The sequence below is a fragment of the Bacillus sp. F9_6S_D1_P_5 genome (assembly GCF_054823925.1).
This window is the reverse complement of sequence record NZ_JBTREW010000003.1, coordinates 14,166-29,614: the sequence shown is the minus strand read 5'-3', so window position 1 is coordinate 29,614 and position 15,449 is coordinate 14,166. Positions and strand designations below refer to the sequence as shown.

The 15,449-nt window shown below is 36.7% G+C and carries 18 protein-coding genes and 1 riboswitch; of the genes, 9 read left to right on the top strand and 9 right to left on the bottom strand.

The window, feature by feature from the left end:
- The gene (gene bioB, locus ACUXEY_RS04805) at positions 1-999 is read left to right on the top strand and encodes a biotin synthase (protein WP_461300205.1); all 999 of its coding nucleotides are present in this window, start codon (positions 1-3) and stop codon (positions 997-999) included.
- Positions 1,000-1,179: 180 nt separating this feature from the next.
- Complete coding sequence (locus ACUXEY_RS04800) at positions 1,180-1,500, top strand: hypothetical protein (protein WP_000549778.1); 321 nt, start codon at positions 1,180-1,182, stop codon at positions 1,498-1,500.
- Positions 1,501-1,524: 24 nt separating this feature from the next.
- Here ACUXEY_RS04800 and ribH read toward each other — a convergent pair whose 3' ends face one another.
- The 5 genes from ribH to ACUXEY_RS04775 form a co-directional block, all read right to left on the bottom strand.
- Complete coding sequence (gene ribH, locus ACUXEY_RS04795) at positions 1,525-1,986, bottom strand: 6,7-dimethyl-8-ribityllumazine synthase (RefSeq protein ID WP_000230889.1); 462 nt, start codon at positions 1,984-1,986, stop codon at positions 1,525-1,527.
- 18 nt (positions 1,987-2,004) lie between these two features.
- The gene (gene ribBA, locus ACUXEY_RS04790; protein WP_461300204.1) at positions 2,005-3,198 is read right to left on the bottom strand and encodes a bifunctional 3,4-dihydroxy-2-butanone 4-phosphate synthase/GTP cyclohydrolase II; all 1,194 of its coding nucleotides are present in this window, start codon (positions 3,196-3,198) and stop codon (positions 2,005-2,007) included.
- 12 nt (positions 3,199-3,210) lie between these two features.
- Positions 3,211-3,855: a riboflavin synthase gene (ribE, locus tag ACUXEY_RS04785; RefSeq protein WP_166701889.1), complete on the bottom strand. Its 645-nt coding sequence runs from the start codon at positions 3,853-3,855 to the stop codon at positions 3,211-3,213.
- The gene (gene ribD, locus ACUXEY_RS04780) at positions 3,837-4,949 is read right to left on the bottom strand and encodes a bifunctional diaminohydroxyphosphoribosylaminopyrimidine deaminase/5-amino-6-(5-phosphoribosylamino)uracil reductase RibD (RefSeq protein WP_461300203.1); all 1,113 of its coding nucleotides are present in this window, start codon (positions 4,947-4,949) and stop codon (positions 3,837-3,839) included. Before ribD ends, ribE begins: the two co-directional genes overlap by 19 nt.
- A gap of 309 nt (positions 4,950-5,258) precedes the next feature.
- Positions 5,259-5,402: riboswitch (FMN riboswitch) on the bottom strand.
- A 190-nt stretch (positions 5,403-5,592) separates the two neighbouring features.
- Positions 5,593-5,799 carry a CDGSH iron-sulfur domain-containing protein gene (locus ACUXEY_RS04775; RefSeq protein WP_001151582.1) on the bottom strand — a complete coding sequence of 69 codons (207 nt, stop codon included), beginning with the start codon at positions 5,797-5,799 and terminating at the stop codon, positions 5,593-5,595.
- A gap of 139 nt (positions 5,800-5,938) precedes the next feature.
- Here ACUXEY_RS04775 and ACUXEY_RS04770 point away from each other — a divergent pair, with 139 nt between their 5' ends.
- Positions 5,939-6,184: a DUF2552 family protein gene (locus tag ACUXEY_RS04770; protein ID WP_000360810.1), complete on the top strand. Its 246-nt coding sequence runs from the start codon at positions 5,939-5,941 to the stop codon at positions 6,182-6,184.
- 10 nt (positions 6,185-6,194) lie between these two features.
- On the opposite strand, the gene ACUXEY_RS04765 is transcribed toward ACUXEY_RS04770, so the two are convergent.
- Entirely contained in the window at positions 6,195-7,118 is a 924-nt protein-coding gene (locus ACUXEY_RS04765; RefSeq protein WP_029439839.1) for an alpha/beta hydrolase, read from the bottom strand.
- 81 nt (positions 7,119-7,199) lie between these two features.
- Between ACUXEY_RS04765 and ACUXEY_RS04760 the strand changes: the two genes are divergently transcribed.
- Both ACUXEY_RS04760 and ACUXEY_RS04755 read left to right on the top strand, forming a co-directional pair.
- Positions 7,200-7,679 (top strand): GNAT family N-acetyltransferase, encoded by a 480-nt coding sequence (locus ACUXEY_RS04760; RefSeq protein ID WP_461300202.1) that lies wholly within the window; start codon positions 7,200-7,202, stop codon positions 7,677-7,679.
- A 102-nt stretch (positions 7,680-7,781) separates the two neighbouring features.
- Positions 7,782-8,645, top strand: coding sequence for a LacI family DNA-binding transcriptional regulator (locus ACUXEY_RS04755; RefSeq protein ID WP_461300201.1), 864 nt, complete (start codon positions 7,782-7,784; stop codon positions 8,643-8,645).
- A gap of 23 nt (positions 8,646-8,668) precedes the next feature.
- Here ACUXEY_RS04755 and ACUXEY_RS04750 read toward each other — a convergent pair whose 3' ends face one another.
- Both ACUXEY_RS04750 and ACUXEY_RS04745 read right to left on the bottom strand, forming a co-directional pair.
- On the bottom strand, positions 8,669-9,988 hold the full coding sequence (locus ACUXEY_RS04750) for a Na+/H+ antiporter family protein (RefSeq protein WP_000994827.1): 1,320 nt from the start codon (positions 9,986-9,988) through the stop codon (positions 8,669-8,671).
- A 131-nt stretch (positions 9,989-10,119) separates the two neighbouring features.
- Positions 10,120-11,118 carry an alpha/beta fold hydrolase gene (locus ACUXEY_RS04745; protein ID WP_461300200.1) on the bottom strand — a complete coding sequence of 333 codons (999 nt, stop codon included), beginning with the start codon at positions 11,116-11,118 and terminating at the stop codon, positions 10,120-10,122.
- Between the two features lie 121 nt (positions 11,119-11,239).
- Between ACUXEY_RS04745 and ACUXEY_RS04740 the strand changes: the two genes are divergently transcribed.
- A complete protein-coding gene (locus tag ACUXEY_RS04740; protein ID WP_461300199.1) occupies positions 11,240-11,716 on the top strand; it encodes a ribbon-helix-helix domain-containing protein in 477 nt (158 codons plus the stop codon).
- Between the two features lie 122 nt (positions 11,717-11,838).
- Here the strand turns inward: ACUXEY_RS04740 and ACUXEY_RS04735 are convergent, their stop codons facing one another.
- Positions 11,839-13,428 carry a bifunctional metallophosphatase/5'-nucleotidase gene (locus ACUXEY_RS04735; RefSeq protein WP_461300198.1) on the bottom strand — a complete coding sequence of 530 codons (1,590 nt, stop codon included), beginning with the start codon at positions 13,426-13,428 and terminating at the stop codon, positions 11,839-11,841.
- A gap of 201 nt (positions 13,429-13,629) precedes the next feature.
- Between ACUXEY_RS04735 and ACUXEY_RS04730 the strand changes: the two genes are divergently transcribed.
- The 3 genes from ACUXEY_RS04730 to ACUXEY_RS04720 all read left to right on the top strand — a co-directional run bounded on the left by ACUXEY_RS04730 (position 13,630) and on the right by ACUXEY_RS04720 (position 15,436).
- Positions 13,630-13,893, top strand: a complete 264-nt coding sequence (locus ACUXEY_RS04730; protein ID WP_142286696.1) for a YqkE family protein — start codon at positions 13,630-13,632, stop codon at positions 13,891-13,893.
- A gap of 68 nt (positions 13,894-13,961) precedes the next feature.
- A complete protein-coding gene (locus tag ACUXEY_RS04725) occupies positions 13,962-14,486 on the top strand; it encodes a GrpB family protein (protein ID WP_087956851.1) in 525 nt (174 codons plus the stop codon).
- A 122-nt stretch (positions 14,487-14,608) separates the two neighbouring features.
- On the top strand, positions 14,609-15,436 hold the full coding sequence (locus ACUXEY_RS04720) for an aldo/keto reductase (protein ID WP_098903914.1): 828 nt from the start codon (positions 14,609-14,611) through the stop codon (positions 15,434-15,436).
- The last annotated feature ends 13 nt before the right edge of the window (positions 15,437-15,449 follow it).

The following is a 15,449-nucleotide window of genomic DNA, read 5'->3' as shown; positions in this document are numbered from 1 at the left end:
ATGAAACAAGTACAAACAAAAAGGGATTGGAAAAAACTTGCATATGACGTAGTAGAAGAGAAAATGATTACGAAAGAGGATGCAATAGCGATATTAGAAGCTGATGATACAGAAGTTTTAGAAATTATGAATGCTGCTTACATCATTCGCCATCATCACTTTGGTAAGAAAGTAAAATTAAATATGATTATTAATACGAAATCTGGCTTATGTCCTGAAGATTGCGGATATTGTTCACAGTCTATTATTTCAGAAGCACCAATTGATAAATATGCATGGCTAACGCAGGAAAAGATTGTAGAAGGAGCGCATGAAGCAATTCGCCGTAAAGCGGGTACATATTGTATTGTGGCATCTGGTCGTCGTCCGACGGATAAAGAGGTGAATCACGTAATTGGAGCGGTGAAGGAGATTCGTGAAACGACAGATTTGAAGATTTGTTGTTGTTTAGGTTTCTTAAACGAAGATCAAGCAGGACGTTTAGCGGAAGCGGGTGTACATCGTTATAACCACAACTTAAATACACATGCGAATAATTACGAAAGCATTTGCTCCACTCATACGTATGACGATCGTGTTGATACAGTTCAAAAAGCGAAACAAGCGGGTATTTCACCATGCTCTGGGGCAATATTCGGAATGGGAGAAACAATAGAAGAGCGTGCAGAAATTGCATTCGAATTACAACGTATAGATGCAGATTCAATTCCATGTAATTTCCTTGTTGCTGTAAAGGGTACTCCGCTTGAAGGGCAAAAGGAGTTAACTCCAGTAGAATGTTTAAAAGTGCTGGCGATGATGCGCTTTGTAAACCCAACGAAAGAAATTCGTATTTCAGGAGGGCGTGAAATCAATTTACGTTCTGTACAGCCAATGGGTTTATTTGCAGCAAACTCTATTTTTGTTGGAGACTACTTAACGACAGTTGGACAAGAACCAACTGCAGACTGGGGTATGATTGAAGATTTAGGATTTGAGATTGAGGAATGTGCACTATAAGATAGAAAAAAGCAAACTTGTAAAAGAGTTTGCTTTTTTTGTAAATAAAATGTAATAAATAGTTGTGAAAGCTTGATACTATTGGCTTTTAAGCGAAAAAAAGAATTTTGGTGGACGAATTTTCCAAGCACCAATTGTACATAGTAAATATGTAATTTATATTGGGTTGGAGGATTTTACATGCACAAATATATATTAGCGATTATGACTTGTCTAATTTTACTAAAAGCGATAAGTGCTGATCCAGTTAAGGCCGCCGAAAATCCTGAACAAAAAGAGATGCAACAACGAATTGAACAACATTTTCGAACGAAAGCTGAACATTTTGGATTGAAAACAGAAGGAAAAGATTTAAAGGAAGTACGAAAAGAAATTACTATTATAGAAGAAGCGAAGAAAAGAGAGAACGTATGGAGAACAGCACAAACGCTTCGTATACAAACAGAAGGAAAAACAATGGATGAATTAATAAAAGATGTACGGAAAAAAGTAAAGAAATAAAAAAAGAGGCCGCAGCCTCTTTTTTTATGCCCATTGTTTTGATAAGTGAGCCATTTCAATTGCAGCAACGGCGGATTCATAGCCTTTATTACCAGCTTTCGTGCCTGCGCGTTCAATCGCTTGCTCGATTGTTTCAGTCGTTAATACACCGAAAATAACTGGGATGTCTGTTTGTAGTGATAAAGAGGCAACTCCTTTTGCAACTTCATTACAAACGTAATCATAATGTGTTGTCGCGCCGCGAATTACAGTACCTAACGTAATGACAGCATCATACTTCCCGCTATTCGCCATCTTTTTAGCGATTAAAGGAATTTCGAATGCGCCAGGCACCCAAGCGACATCGATATCAGCTTCTTCTACACCGTGACGCTTTAATCCGTCTAAAGCCCCGCCGAGTAACTTACTTGTAATAAATTCATTAAAACGTCCAACAACAACCCCAACTTTTAATCCTGTACCAACTAAATGACCTTCGAATACCATAATAAATCTCTCCTTTAATTATAAGTTTAGTAAATGTCCTAATTTGTTTACTTTCGTTTGTAAATATGTTTTATTCTCTTCTTTTGTTGGCATTTGCAATGGGACACGCTCGATTACTTCTAAATCGTAACCTTGTAAGCCAGCAATTTTTCGCGGATTATTCGTTAATAATCGTAAATGTTGTAAACCTAAATCTTTTAAAATTTGAGCGCCGATACCATAATCACGCAAATCCGCTGGGAATCCAAGCTTTTCATTTGCTTCTACAGTATCGAAGCCTTCCTCTTGTAACTTATAAGCGCGAAGCTTATTCAGAAGCCCGATGCCTCGTCCTTCTTGTCTCATATAAAGAAGAACGCCTTTTCCTTCACGCTCAATTTGAGCAAGGGCAGCATGGAGTTGTGGTCCACAATCACAGCGGCACGAGCCAAATACATCTCCTGTTAAGCACTCTGAATGAACGCGTACAAGTACAGGATCTCCCGTTGAAATATCACCTTTTACGAGTGCGATATGCTCTTTCGAGTCTAATGAATTAGAATAGCCAATTGCATGGAAAGTACCGAAATCTGTAGGTAATGTAATTTCCACTTCTCGCGTCACTAATGTTTCATGGTGGCGGCGATAAGCAATTAAATCTTCTATTGTAATCATTTTTATATCAAATTGTTTTGCACACTGTAGTAAATCAGGTACGCGTGCCATCGTACCGTCCTCATTAATAATTTCGCAAATGACGCCAGCTGGTTCTGCTCCGCAAAGCTGTGCTAAATCGACAGCAGCTTCTGTATGACCAGCACGGCGCAGAACACCTCCTTCTTTCGCAATTAATGGAAAGATATGTCCAGGACGATTGAAATCAGCACCTCTTGATGCAGGATTTAACAACTCTCGTATCGTAGTTGCACGTTCGTGAGCGCTAATCCCAGTTGTTGTAGAAACATGATCAATGCTCACTGTAAATGCAGTATGATGCGAATCTGTATTATGAGCTACCATTGGTTCTAATTGTAGACGCTCTGCGTACTCTTCCGTAATCGGTACACAAACGAGGCCGCGCCCATGTGTAATCATAAAGTTAATTGTTTCTGGCGTAATATACTCTGCTAAAGCGATAAAATCGCCTTCATTTTCACGGTTTTCATCATCACATACGATTACGACTTTCCCTTGTTTTAAATCTTCTAGAGCTTCTTCAATACGATGAAACATCATGCTTCCCCCTTATAAAAATCCGTTTTCTTGTAAAAAGCTTTCGGTCATTGAACCTGTTCGTTTTACAGGTTTAGAAATAAAGCGTTCGATATATTTACCAATCATGTCACACTCAATATTTACGATGTCACCGGCATTTTTTTCTCCGAGAACAGATTCACTTACAGTGTGCGGGATGAGTGAGATTGTAATGGAAGATTCGTCTATATCAAATATTGTTAAACTTGTTCCATCAACAGCAACGGATCCTTTATGCAAACAATAGCGCAATAATTCATCAGCAATAGCTATTTTGTAATAGACGGCATTATAGTGTTGTTTTTTGCTTACTATCGTTCCGATGCCATCAATATGTCCTGAAACGAAATGTCCACCGAATCGTCCGTTTGCAGCCATTGCACGTTCTAAATTTACTTTACAGTGCGGTTTAAGCATGCGAAGTGATGTTGATTGCATCGTTTCAGGCATTGCATCCACCGTGAATGAAGTTGTTGTGAAACTCGTTACAGTTAAGCAAATACCGTTAACCGCGATACTATCACCTAAGTGGACATCGGATACAATTTTATTTGCATGGATCGTTAACTTCATTGCTTCTCCGCTTTGTTGCATGTTTGCAATCGTTCCTAATTCTTCTACAATTCCTGTAAACATTCCGTCACCTCACTTCGGGTATTCGCAACAATTTTTATATCATCGCCAATTTGTTTCATCTCTTGAATTTCCAAGGAAAGTGCATCTTGTAATGTTGAAAAACCATTTCCGCCAAATAAAGTAGGGGCATCTTTCCCGCCAATTAATTTTGGACTTATATAAGTTACAATTTCATTGAAATACTTTGTTTGTAAGAAACTTGCATGAATCGATTGTCCTCCTTCAACGAATAGAGAAAGAATTTGCTTCTCTCCAAGCAAGAAAAGGAGGTCCTCAATTTCAATTTGCTTCGTTTTCATTTGGAATATCACTATATTTTCAGATTCATAAGAAGCTATTTTCTCTTTATTTACATCCTTACCGACAAAAATCCAAGTCGGTGCTAAACCATCTGTTATGACATGAGAAGATGGTGGTGTTCGTAAATGAGTATCTAAAATAACGCGTATAGGATGTTTACCCCCGTTAGGAATTCTTGTTGTTAAATGTGGATTATCAGCTATAACTGTATTCACTCCAACGAGAATTGCATCATGTGTATGGCGATATTGGTGAACATCAGCTCGTGCTTCTTCTCCTGTAATCCACTTACTGTCACCAGTGACAGTCGCTGTTTTTCCGTCTAAGCTCATTGCTGTTTTTATTGTTACAAATGGACGTTTCGTTTTCATGTAGTGAAAAAAGTAGCGATTTAATAGAACTGCTTTTGCTTCAAGAACACCAGTCGTTACTTCGATGCCAGCTTCTTCTAATCTCCTTTTTCCATTGCCAGAAACGAGCGGATTACAATCAAGAGTAGCAATTACAACGCGCTTAACTTCTTTTTTGATGAGCGATTCACAGCAAGGTGGTGTTTTTCCAAAATGGCTACACGGTTCAAGTGTTACATACACGGTAGCTCCTTTTGCTTTTTCACCAGCCATATGAAGAGCATGAACTTCTGCGTGTTCTTCACCAGCACGTAAATGAGCTCCCATACCGACGATGTTTCCGTCTTTTACAACAACAGCACCAACCATAGGATTTGGACTTGTTTGTCCGGAAGTTCCTTCTGCTAACTGCAGGGCAATCCTCATATATTCTTGATCTGTCATTCTCTTCACCTCTCCTGAAAAAATCAAAAAACCTCAAGGATTTAATATCCTTGAGGTTTGGGAGACGTGATTTCTAGAAATATAGTTCGAATACGAAAGTATAGGAAAGAAACCTAACGATGATTGATATTTGGGCATAAGGAAAAAACCTAGCAAAATATCAAATTTTTCAAACGCTAGTCGTCTCTTTTTATTTCAGTATAGAAAGAAAAGTATACAAAATAAAACATATATATAGATTTGAATTGAATCTATAAACATATGCATACTGAAATAAAAGTGTATTCGCTATATAAAATTACTAGAAAACATATCCTTCTCCCATCCAGACTATACTGTCGGCCCTAGAGTTTCACTAGATCCACCGTTTTCGAGTTGAAAACGGGTCACGGACTTAGAAGTTTGCACTTCATCACCGCCGGTTGGGAATTTCACCCGACCCCGAAGGATGTTGTTTGCTCAAATTATAGCACAAAAAAGAAAAAAGGCTAGTGAAAAATATTCGAATGTGAAGAATTGTGTGAAAATATGGGTGGCCTGGCATAGAGTCAAAAGTATGAGAAATGTTGTAAGGAGAAGGGGTATAGCGGAGTTATAAAAAAGAAAAACATGCACAAAAAAAATGTGCATGTCACATGTGAAATTATTCTGCTTCTGGTGCTCTAACAACAGATTCGAATTTACCTTTATGCGAAGCATCGCAATAAGGCATATTTTTTGATAAACCACAACGGCATAAAGAAAATGCCGGTTTTGCTGGGAATACATTCCCTTGTGAATCAACTAATTCCACGTCCCCTGTAACGCGAAAAGAGCCATTATCATTTACTTTAATTTGTACTTTAGCCAACGCTATCCCTCCTTCCCAAACGCTTAATTTCATCATATAATCAAGAGAAGTACTTGACAATATGAAAAGAGCACTTTCTTTGGGAGAGAAGAGAGTGTTATAATGTTTTTTATAACTGACTAGAGTAAGGTGACGAAAGATGGATAAACAATTACGTACATTACGAAATATTGCAAATGAGCGCACGTGGGCATCATTTTTGAATGATAATCATCCATATAGTTTGTTACACTGGTCCATTGCAGGTGTAGGACAAGAGTCAAAGGATGTTTGGTTACTTCAAGATGAGGTGACATTTCAAACGACAGAATTTCCAACGTTAGATGATGCAATGCAATGGATTTCTGAAAATATGGAACAAGTTACAGACGTTTTAGCGCAATAAAAAAACAGGCTTATGCAAGCCTGTTTTTTGTTTCTTTTACATATGAGTTTAAAAATTGATCAACGGCTGCTTCATATTCTTCTTTATTTTCGTTATAAGAGCAAGCGTGTGCACCGTGTTCTGCAATATAAAGTTGTTTATTGTTTTCTTTTGCTTCATATAGTGCTTTCGTCATATCGGCTAAAATATAATCATCATCTTTACTATGAATAAAGAGGACGGGATTGTTAATGTTTTTTATACAATCGATTGGTGAAACTTCACGAATCGTATAACCGTCACGCACTTTCAAAAAAGCATTTGCTAAAGGTAATAAAGGCCATTTAGGTAAATGGAATTCAACCTTTAAACGGTGTTGTAATTGCCCGTAAAAATCAGAAAAAGGACAATCTGCAATATAGAAATCAGCACCATCTTCTACAAGTCCTGCGTATTGAAGAAGTGTTGCAGCTCCCATAGATTCACCATGAATACCGAGTGTTATATTTGTTCCAAAACGACTTTTTAGCCAGTCAACTACGGATTTTAAATCATGTTTTTCATAGTATCCATAGCTTGTTGTTTTTCCGCCAGTTTTACCATGACGACGATGATCGTAAATAACGACATTATACCCTCTGTTTAAAAATAACCTTGCATATTTTACAGAGTTCATTTTATTTACAGTTACACCGTGACAGAAAACCATAAATTTGTTGGAATGGCCAGCAGGAATGTAATATCCATGAAGATCATATCCGAATTGCGAAGGAATATGAATTTCTTCTTTATGAAGAGCATCAAAATCTTCTATACGAAAATGTTTTTTCGTTTCTCTTTCGAGTACTTCTTCCTCTGTTTTTTTCTTTAAGTACATCACTTTATTTGTAAAGAAAATCCCAAGGGCAGTTATTGCACCTAGTATAGTAAACAATGCTGCAAAAAAACGTTTCATACTTTACCTCATCCTCCAAATACCGTTACATGTGATACACTTACATTGTATCACAATGATAGAAAAGGGGAGAAATAGGAAATGGTGTATATACAAAAAATTACGCCATCGATGAAAGAAACAATCCGAATGTTCATGTGTGAGAACTGGGGGAGTTCATTGATGGTTTCACGTGGGAAGGGGCATCAATTAGAAGAGTTGCCCGGATTTGTTGCGCTCTCGGATGACAGAATAATCGGAATTATAACGTATGAAGTGACCGGAAATACGTGCGAAATTGTATCGTTAGATAGCTTTGAAGAAAGAAAAGGAATAGGGACAAAACTTGTAGATTGTGTATTAAAAATGGCAGAAGAAGAGCGGTGCGGTCGGGTTTGGCTCATTACAACGAATGACAATATGAATGCGTTACGTTTTTACCAAAAACGTAATTTTTTGATGACAAATTTATATGTGAATGCGGTGGAAGAGGCACGAAAAATAAAGAAAGAAATTCCGCTTATTGGGTATGATAATATCCCGATTTTACATGAAATTCAATTGGAATATAGTTTAGTGTAATGATGTAACAATTTTCAGAAATATAAGTTATTAACCTTGACGAATATTGTAATTTAGGTTACCGTAAAATTGTAATCTATTACCATATTAAGGGGTGACGATGTGGCAACTATACGTGATGTTGCAAAATTGGCAGGTGTTTCAGTCGCAACCGTTTCACGAGTTATTAATGAAAAAGGATACGTTCATGAGGACACAGTAAAACAAGTAAAGGAAGCAATTGAGGAATTACATTATAGGCCAAATAGTACAGCAAAGCCATTATTTAAAGAGAATTCAACGATAATTGCATTACTTGTAGATAATTTATATGAACCATCAAACATCACTTTGCTACATTGTATTGAGGAAATAGCATATAAAGAAGGATATCAAACCATTATTTGTAATATAGAGAATAAAGATAGATACATAACTATGTTGAAGGAAAATAACGTTGCAGGTGTTATTTTGACAAGATCCGTTTTTAAAAGTATAGGAGAAATGCCACTTCCGTTTGTTGTGATTGATGAAAAAAAATCCGATGCAAATTATTATGAAAGTGGACAAAGAGCGGTTTCTTTATTAAAGGAAAAAGGCTGTCACTTTCTTGCTTATTTCGGTGAGGGAGAAGATAGCGAAGAAATGGAAGAGCACGTATCAGGATTTCTAGACGCTGTTTGGGAGGAAGGAGTCTCTTATCGAGAAGTATGTGTACAAGGGTATACGAATAAACAGTTTATTACATTATTGCAAACTTATCCGTATATAGATGGAATTGTAACTTCAAGTGATAAGATTACTTTTGAGTTAATTCGAGCAGCGAAAAATTTAAATATATCTATATCCGATAAATTGAAAATTATTGGGCTGAACGGGAGTATAGATAGTGAGCGGGTAGGTCCGTCATTCCTGCAAATTGAAAGTTGTGTCGAAGAAAATGGGGAAATAGCGTTGCAACAATTAAAACGGAAAATAAAAAAGTAAAAGGTGCGTATAAAACGCACCTTTTATAATGTAATAGCGGCAATAAAGCCGAATATAAGTAACGGTATATTATAATGCAGAAAAGTTGGTACACATGTATCCCATATATGATGGTGTTGACCATCAGCATTTAAACCAGATGTTGGTCCAAGTGTACTATCTGATGCTGGAGATCCTGCATCGCCTAGCGCTCCGGCTGTACCGATAATTGCAATGGTGGCCATTGGACTAAATCCAAGCTGCATGCAAAGAGGGACAAAAATTGTTGTTAAGATAGGGATGGTTGAAAAGGATGAACCAATTCCCATCGTAACGAGAAGTCCAATCACAAGCATAAGGAATGCAGCGAGCGGTTTATTATTTCCAATTATATGTGCACTCGTTTGTACAAGAGATTCAACATGTCCTGTTTTTCGAAGGACAGCGCCAAATCCAGCGGCTGCGATCATAACAAAACCGATAAAGGACATCATGCGCATTCCGCTTGTTAATATTGCATCTGCTTCTTTAAGAGGTAGACTACCACTTACTGATAAGACGATAATCCCCGCTAAAGCACCGAAAATCATTGATTCTGTTGCTAATTGAACAGTTAATGTAGCGATGATAGATAATAATCCGAAAGTAATGCTTCTTTTTGTGTAGGGAACGATTTCATTTGCGGTAGTATGAATTTGTTCTGTTTCATACGTACGAGGTTTCCGGTACGTAATGAACACCGCTACACATAATCCGATAATCATACCGATAGCTGGAATAGTCATTGCTTTTGGAATAAGTGCGACATCAAATGTAAGACCGCTTTGCGCAGCATTTGTTTGCAATACGTCATGATAAATTTTTCCGAATCCTGCTGGAATCCACATATAAGGAGTAATCAATCCGAATGTAATAATACATGTAACAAGTCTACGATCCACTTTCAGCTCATTTAATACTTTTAAAAGTGCTGGAATTAAGATGGGGATGAAAGCGATATGAACAGGAATCACATTTTGTGAGAAACAAGCCATCGTTAAAATGATGAATAGAATAAGTATTTTAGAATAAACTTGTTTTTTCGTGTCTTGTTCATTGCCAATCCATTTTAATGCAGTTTGAATCATGGCATCTGGAAGTCCTGTTTTGGAAAGGGAAATAGCGAAACCGCCAAGCATTGCATAACTTAAAGCGATTGGAGCACTGTTTCCAAGACCAGTTGTAAAAGTGTTAATAGTTTCTGAAATACCGAGTCCGCCGATAATTCCGCCTGTTAAAGCTCCAACAATGATGGCGACAATGACCTGGACACGTAACAAACTAAGCAATAGCATAACTGCTACTGCGACGAGTACAGCATTCATAATAAATGTAATCTCCCCAAAATTTTATTGTGTTAAGGCAAGTAAATATGAAGCGCCTTGCTATATTTATACATAGTTGCGACATATTATTATAATTTGTTTTCTATGAAATGTAAAAGAGCCTTTTATTACTAATGCTGAAAAGCTAGCTCTTGTTTAATTGATTGTAAAGATTGAGCGAATAATTCGGGTTCTTCTAAATCGGGAGAATGTGCTGAATTTGGGAACCAAATCATCTTTTTTATGGGCGCTTCTATCACATCACAATATTCTTGAACGAGTGCATAAGGAGTTTGATAATCATAGCGACCAGAACAAAAATAAACCGGGATAGATAAACTTGAAATAGAAGAAAAGAAATCAATTGTTAGCATTTCTTCCCATAAAACGCCAGATTTTAAATTTCCTGCCAGAAACTTGAACCAATCTAATAGCGTATATTCGGGAGAAAAGAAGCCTTTTCGTATGAAAGAAAAGGAAGATCCATTTTGGATTGCTCCTCCGAATGTACCAAGCCACTTTCTTTGAATAATGAGACGTCTCGTATCTAAAAATGGTGGTTTTCCTAATTTTAAAAGAGAAGCTAATGCTTTTTTATGATCATGTTTTTTGGCAGAATGAATTAAATGCTGATATAGCAATTCTTCGTTTTGTTTCATATGTACAATCTGTCCAATACCGATGTAAGCCTCGATATACTGTGGATATTGATGTGCTATGTTAAGCCCAATAATGCTTCCCCAAGAATGACCAGCGAGAAATAGTTTCTGTTTATTGAACTTTTTAAGTACATATTGAATCACTTCTTTTGCATCGGACACGAATTGTTCAATTGTAAAATTTGCTCCGAAATCTTTCGTTGAAAAGGATTTACCTGCCCCGCGCTGATCCCAATTAATTACGATGAAGTGTTTCTCCAATTCTTTTTGAAAATGCCGAATAAATCCAATTTGTGCCATTCCCGGTCCGCCATGAAAGCATAATAAAATAGGCTGCTCTACGTTTTGCCCGCGCATAAGGAGAGTTTGTTTTCGATCATTAATTATAACGCTTTCCATCGTAGCAATACTATTAGGAATGATTTGTTTATTTTCATTATAAAACTGTGGGGTATAGCTACGAAAAAGCATATTGAAAACCTCCTTTTCTGAAATCGTATGAAGCGCACAGGCTATTCGTTTTGCATATACTGTTAGAAAATCATTGTAACATACCATACTAGTGTCATTTCAACACGGGAGGAGGGAAATTGTGACGATTGGAGAAATTATAGATTGTTTAAATAGACGTGAATCCATCGCTATTATAGCAAAACGACTTGAAATAAGCCCGTATACATTATCGAAGAAACTAAGAGTAATTGGGTACGAATATGATGGAGAACAGAAGAAACGTATATTTGTAGGGGATGGAGAAGAACCACGTCACTTACAACTCCAAGAAGCGACAGCCCTTCAATATGCGACAATAGATTATCAATTATTAATTTATGAGCAATTACAAAGTATTTATGAGTTATTAAGAAAGAGAGAAGAAGTAATTGCACCCATTATGAGTATAAGTACAGAGAAAAAGAAACGTACCTTTTCTATTAATAAAGAAATATTAGCAAAACTAGACGTTTTATCAGAATCGAAAGGAATTCAAAAATCTAAACTTGTAGAAGAGGCGCTACAACAATTTTTACAACAATATGATTTTAATAGCACATCACATTTTGATAACTAAAGAAAAGGATACTATGTTCATTGTAAGAACGAGTATCCTTTTTAGGTTTTACTAATATTGTGAAGTAAGTATAAGTGCGTATCCTTTATAATAAAAAGCTGGATCGCATATTAGGAAACTACTTAATTTACCTTTTGAATTCTTCCATCAATAACGGGCTGAATTGGTTCTTTTAATTGTTTTACGTAATCGACTAGCGCTTCAAAGTCGTTTGGACCAGTTTCTGCATTTTTCCCATTTTTAAATGATACAAATCCGTCACCGCCAGAAGCTAAGAAAGCATTTGCAACTACGCTATACGTTTTAGATGGAGATAATTCTTCTCCGTTTGTTAAACGTATATTTGTAACCTTTTCACCGTTTGGTTTATTGGCATCCCAAGTATATTGAATACCTGAAATTTGAAGCATACGAGTCGTACCTTTTTGCCACTGTTGATTTAAAATGTCTCGAATATCTTGGCCTGTTAAATCTACTTTAATTAATTGGTTTCCGAAAGGTTGAATGCCGTATAATTCGCCCCATGTAATATCGCCAGCATCTAAGTCATTTCGAATGCCACCAGGGTTCATAAGTGCGATTTGAGCTTGCATCGTTTGACGCTGTGCATCGGCAATTACATTCCCAAGAGTAGATTCACCAGCATCATTTTGTTTACGGTCAATAGCTGCTGTGGATTTACCTACCACTTCATTTACAAGTGGTGCGATTTTTTCTTTATATTGATCTATTTTTTGTTTTACTTGTTTATCAGGTTCCACACCTTCATGATATGTTGTAATCACTTCAGCCTTTTTATTTACAATATCTTTTGTTTTACGATCAATTGTTACATCTACGTCTGAGAAAGCTGTTCCGTAAGAGTTCGCTTGGACGATTAGTTTATTATTTACAGTACCATTTACATACGTGTGACTATGTCCACCGAAAATAACATCAACTTCCGGATCTGTTTCATTTGCAACTCGAGTAAGGTCGCCATTTGTCACGCCAGACTCATCGGTTGTTCCACCGACATGGGCAAGGACGACGATGGATTTAACACCGAGACGCTTTAATTGTTGCGTTGATTTATTAATTGCTTCTACTTCGTCGGTGATCTGTACATTTTTAAGCATAGTAGGCATCACGACATTTGGTGTATCAGTTGTAACAACGCCAATGAATCCTACAGGAACACCATCTACCATTTTTACAGTAAATGGTGGTAAAAATAAGCGGCCAGTTGATTTGTTATAGAAGTTTGCAGCGACATAAGGGAAGTTTGCGCCTTTGAAATTGCCTGTTTTCTCATGATATCCACCGTAAATGAGACGTTTCATTTCATCAATACCTTCATCAAACTCGTGGTTTCCGATTGTACCAACATCAAATTTTAAGTCATTTAAAAATTCAATCGTTGGTTCGTCTTGTAATAACGCTGAAACTGGTGGACTAGCTCCGACAATATCGCCAGCATGTACGAGAAGTGTATTCGGGTTTTGCTGTTTACGTTCTTTTAAATAAGTAGCTAAGTAATCAGCGCCACCAGCTTCTTTGTTATTAATTTTTTTAACAGTATCTAGTTGTCCATGGAAATCATTAATACCAAGCATTTGTACGTCTATGTAGCGGTTTTGTTCAGCTGGAGTCTGGGATGGGGGAGCGGCAAATACGGTTGAAAAAGTAATGGTGCTTAAAACGGCAACAGCAGGAATGATTTTTTTCCACATAATTGGTTTCTCCTTTTTTTATAATCTGACATCATACGACATAATTTTAATAGATTCATAGGATTATATCTATATAAAAATTTAGTTTTTTCGAAAAATTAACATGTTTACAAAAGGTGAATAATAGAGTAAAGAACCTTTTTTATTGTCGAGTTCATTGTGTATCTACTATAATGGAGAAAAAAGTAAAAGGTGAGTAGTATGAAGAAAAAGAAACAAAGACAAATGCAAAGACAATCGCAAGTGAATAAACAAGAGAAAGAGTCGCTTACATTAGGTGATCAATTAAATGATTCACTCATGCAGCAATTAAAGAATAAGAAGAAAGAATTGCAAGTGAGAGAAGAAGAAAAAGAGGCAGCTGAACTGGAAAGAAAGCGCCAAGAACAAAAAGAACGTGAAAAGAATAAATCATTTGAAGAACTGTTAAGTGAAAGTAGCCTTACTTGGAAAGACTTTAAATAATACAAAAAATGATCAGTGAATAGCACTGGTCATTTTTTTGACGAGCTTGTAAGAAAAGGGGAGTTTACATGAGAAAAATTGTAGTTGTTCCGCATGAAAATCATTGGAACGAAAAATTTCACATGGAGGCCGAAAGATTAAAAGCCGCGATGCCAGAAAATGTGAAAGTCCATCATATTGGAAGTACATCAGTGCCAGGACTGGCAGCGAAACCAATTATAGATATGATTATGGAAGTAGAGAGTATTGATAGAGTAGATAGGTGGAATGAACGTTTTATAGAGCTTGGCTATATCGCAAAAGGGGAAAACGGTATTTCAAGACGTCGTTATTTTATTCATGGAACTGAGGAAAAACGCTCGTATCACTTACACGTGTTTGAAAGAGGAAATCCTGAAATAGTAAGGCATTTAGCATTTCGTGATTACATGATGGCTCATTGTGAAGAAGCTGAGGCATATGCAACCTTAAAGAAAGAATTAGCTGAAAAGTATACATATGATGGTACGTTATATTCGGAAGGGAAAACTGAGTTTGTACGTAATGTTGATGAAAAAGCGAAAGAATGGAGAGAAGGAAATGCGAATAATTGAGTTCACGTTTTAGTGTATAAAATTAGTATGTAAACTGTACATATGTTTTGACTTTTTGGTTGAATCTTGTTCAAATAAAGTGGTGGCTTATAAAAAAATGTAAGAATGAAAGGGAGACGACTGTGCACATTCCAACAACTACACTTCATAATGGCGTAAAAATGCCGATGATCGGTCTAGGCGTTTATAAAGCGAAAGAAGGCGACGAAGTAAAACAAGCAGTAAAAACAGCGTTAGAAGTTGGATACCGCTCGATTGATACAGCAACTGTATATGAAAATGAAAGCGGTGTCGGAGAGGCGGTTCGTGAATCAGGGATTCCAAGAGAAGACATATTTATTACAACAAAAGTTTGGAACGACGATCAAGGATACGAGGAAACACTTGCGGCGTTTGAAAAAAGCTTAAAGAAATTACAAATGGACTATGTAGACTTATATTTAATACATTGGCCAATAAGAGGGAAGTATGTCGATACGTACCGAGCGTTAGAAAAATTGTATGAAGAAGGTAAAGTGCGTGCAATTGGTGTTTCTAATTTTCATAAACATCACTTAGAACTATTATTACCAAATTGTAAGGTGAAGCCGATGGTAAACCAAGTGGAACTTCATCCGATGTTAGCGCAATTTGAATTGCGTAATTTCTGCCAAGGTGAGCAAATTCAAATGGAAGCATGGAGCCCATTAATGAGAGGCGGAGAAGTATTCGAGCACCCGATTATTCAGGCCATTGCTACTAAATATGATAAAACACCTGCGCAAGTTATATTAAGATGGGATATTCAAAGCGGGGTAGTAACGATTCCTAAATCTGTTACACCATCTCGCATTAAGGAGAATTTTACTATCTTTGATTTTTCACTAACGGAAGAAGAGATGACTCAAATTAATACGTTAAATCGTAATTTACATGTAGGAACGAATCCTGATAAATATGATACGCTATAAAAAGACGCTACCA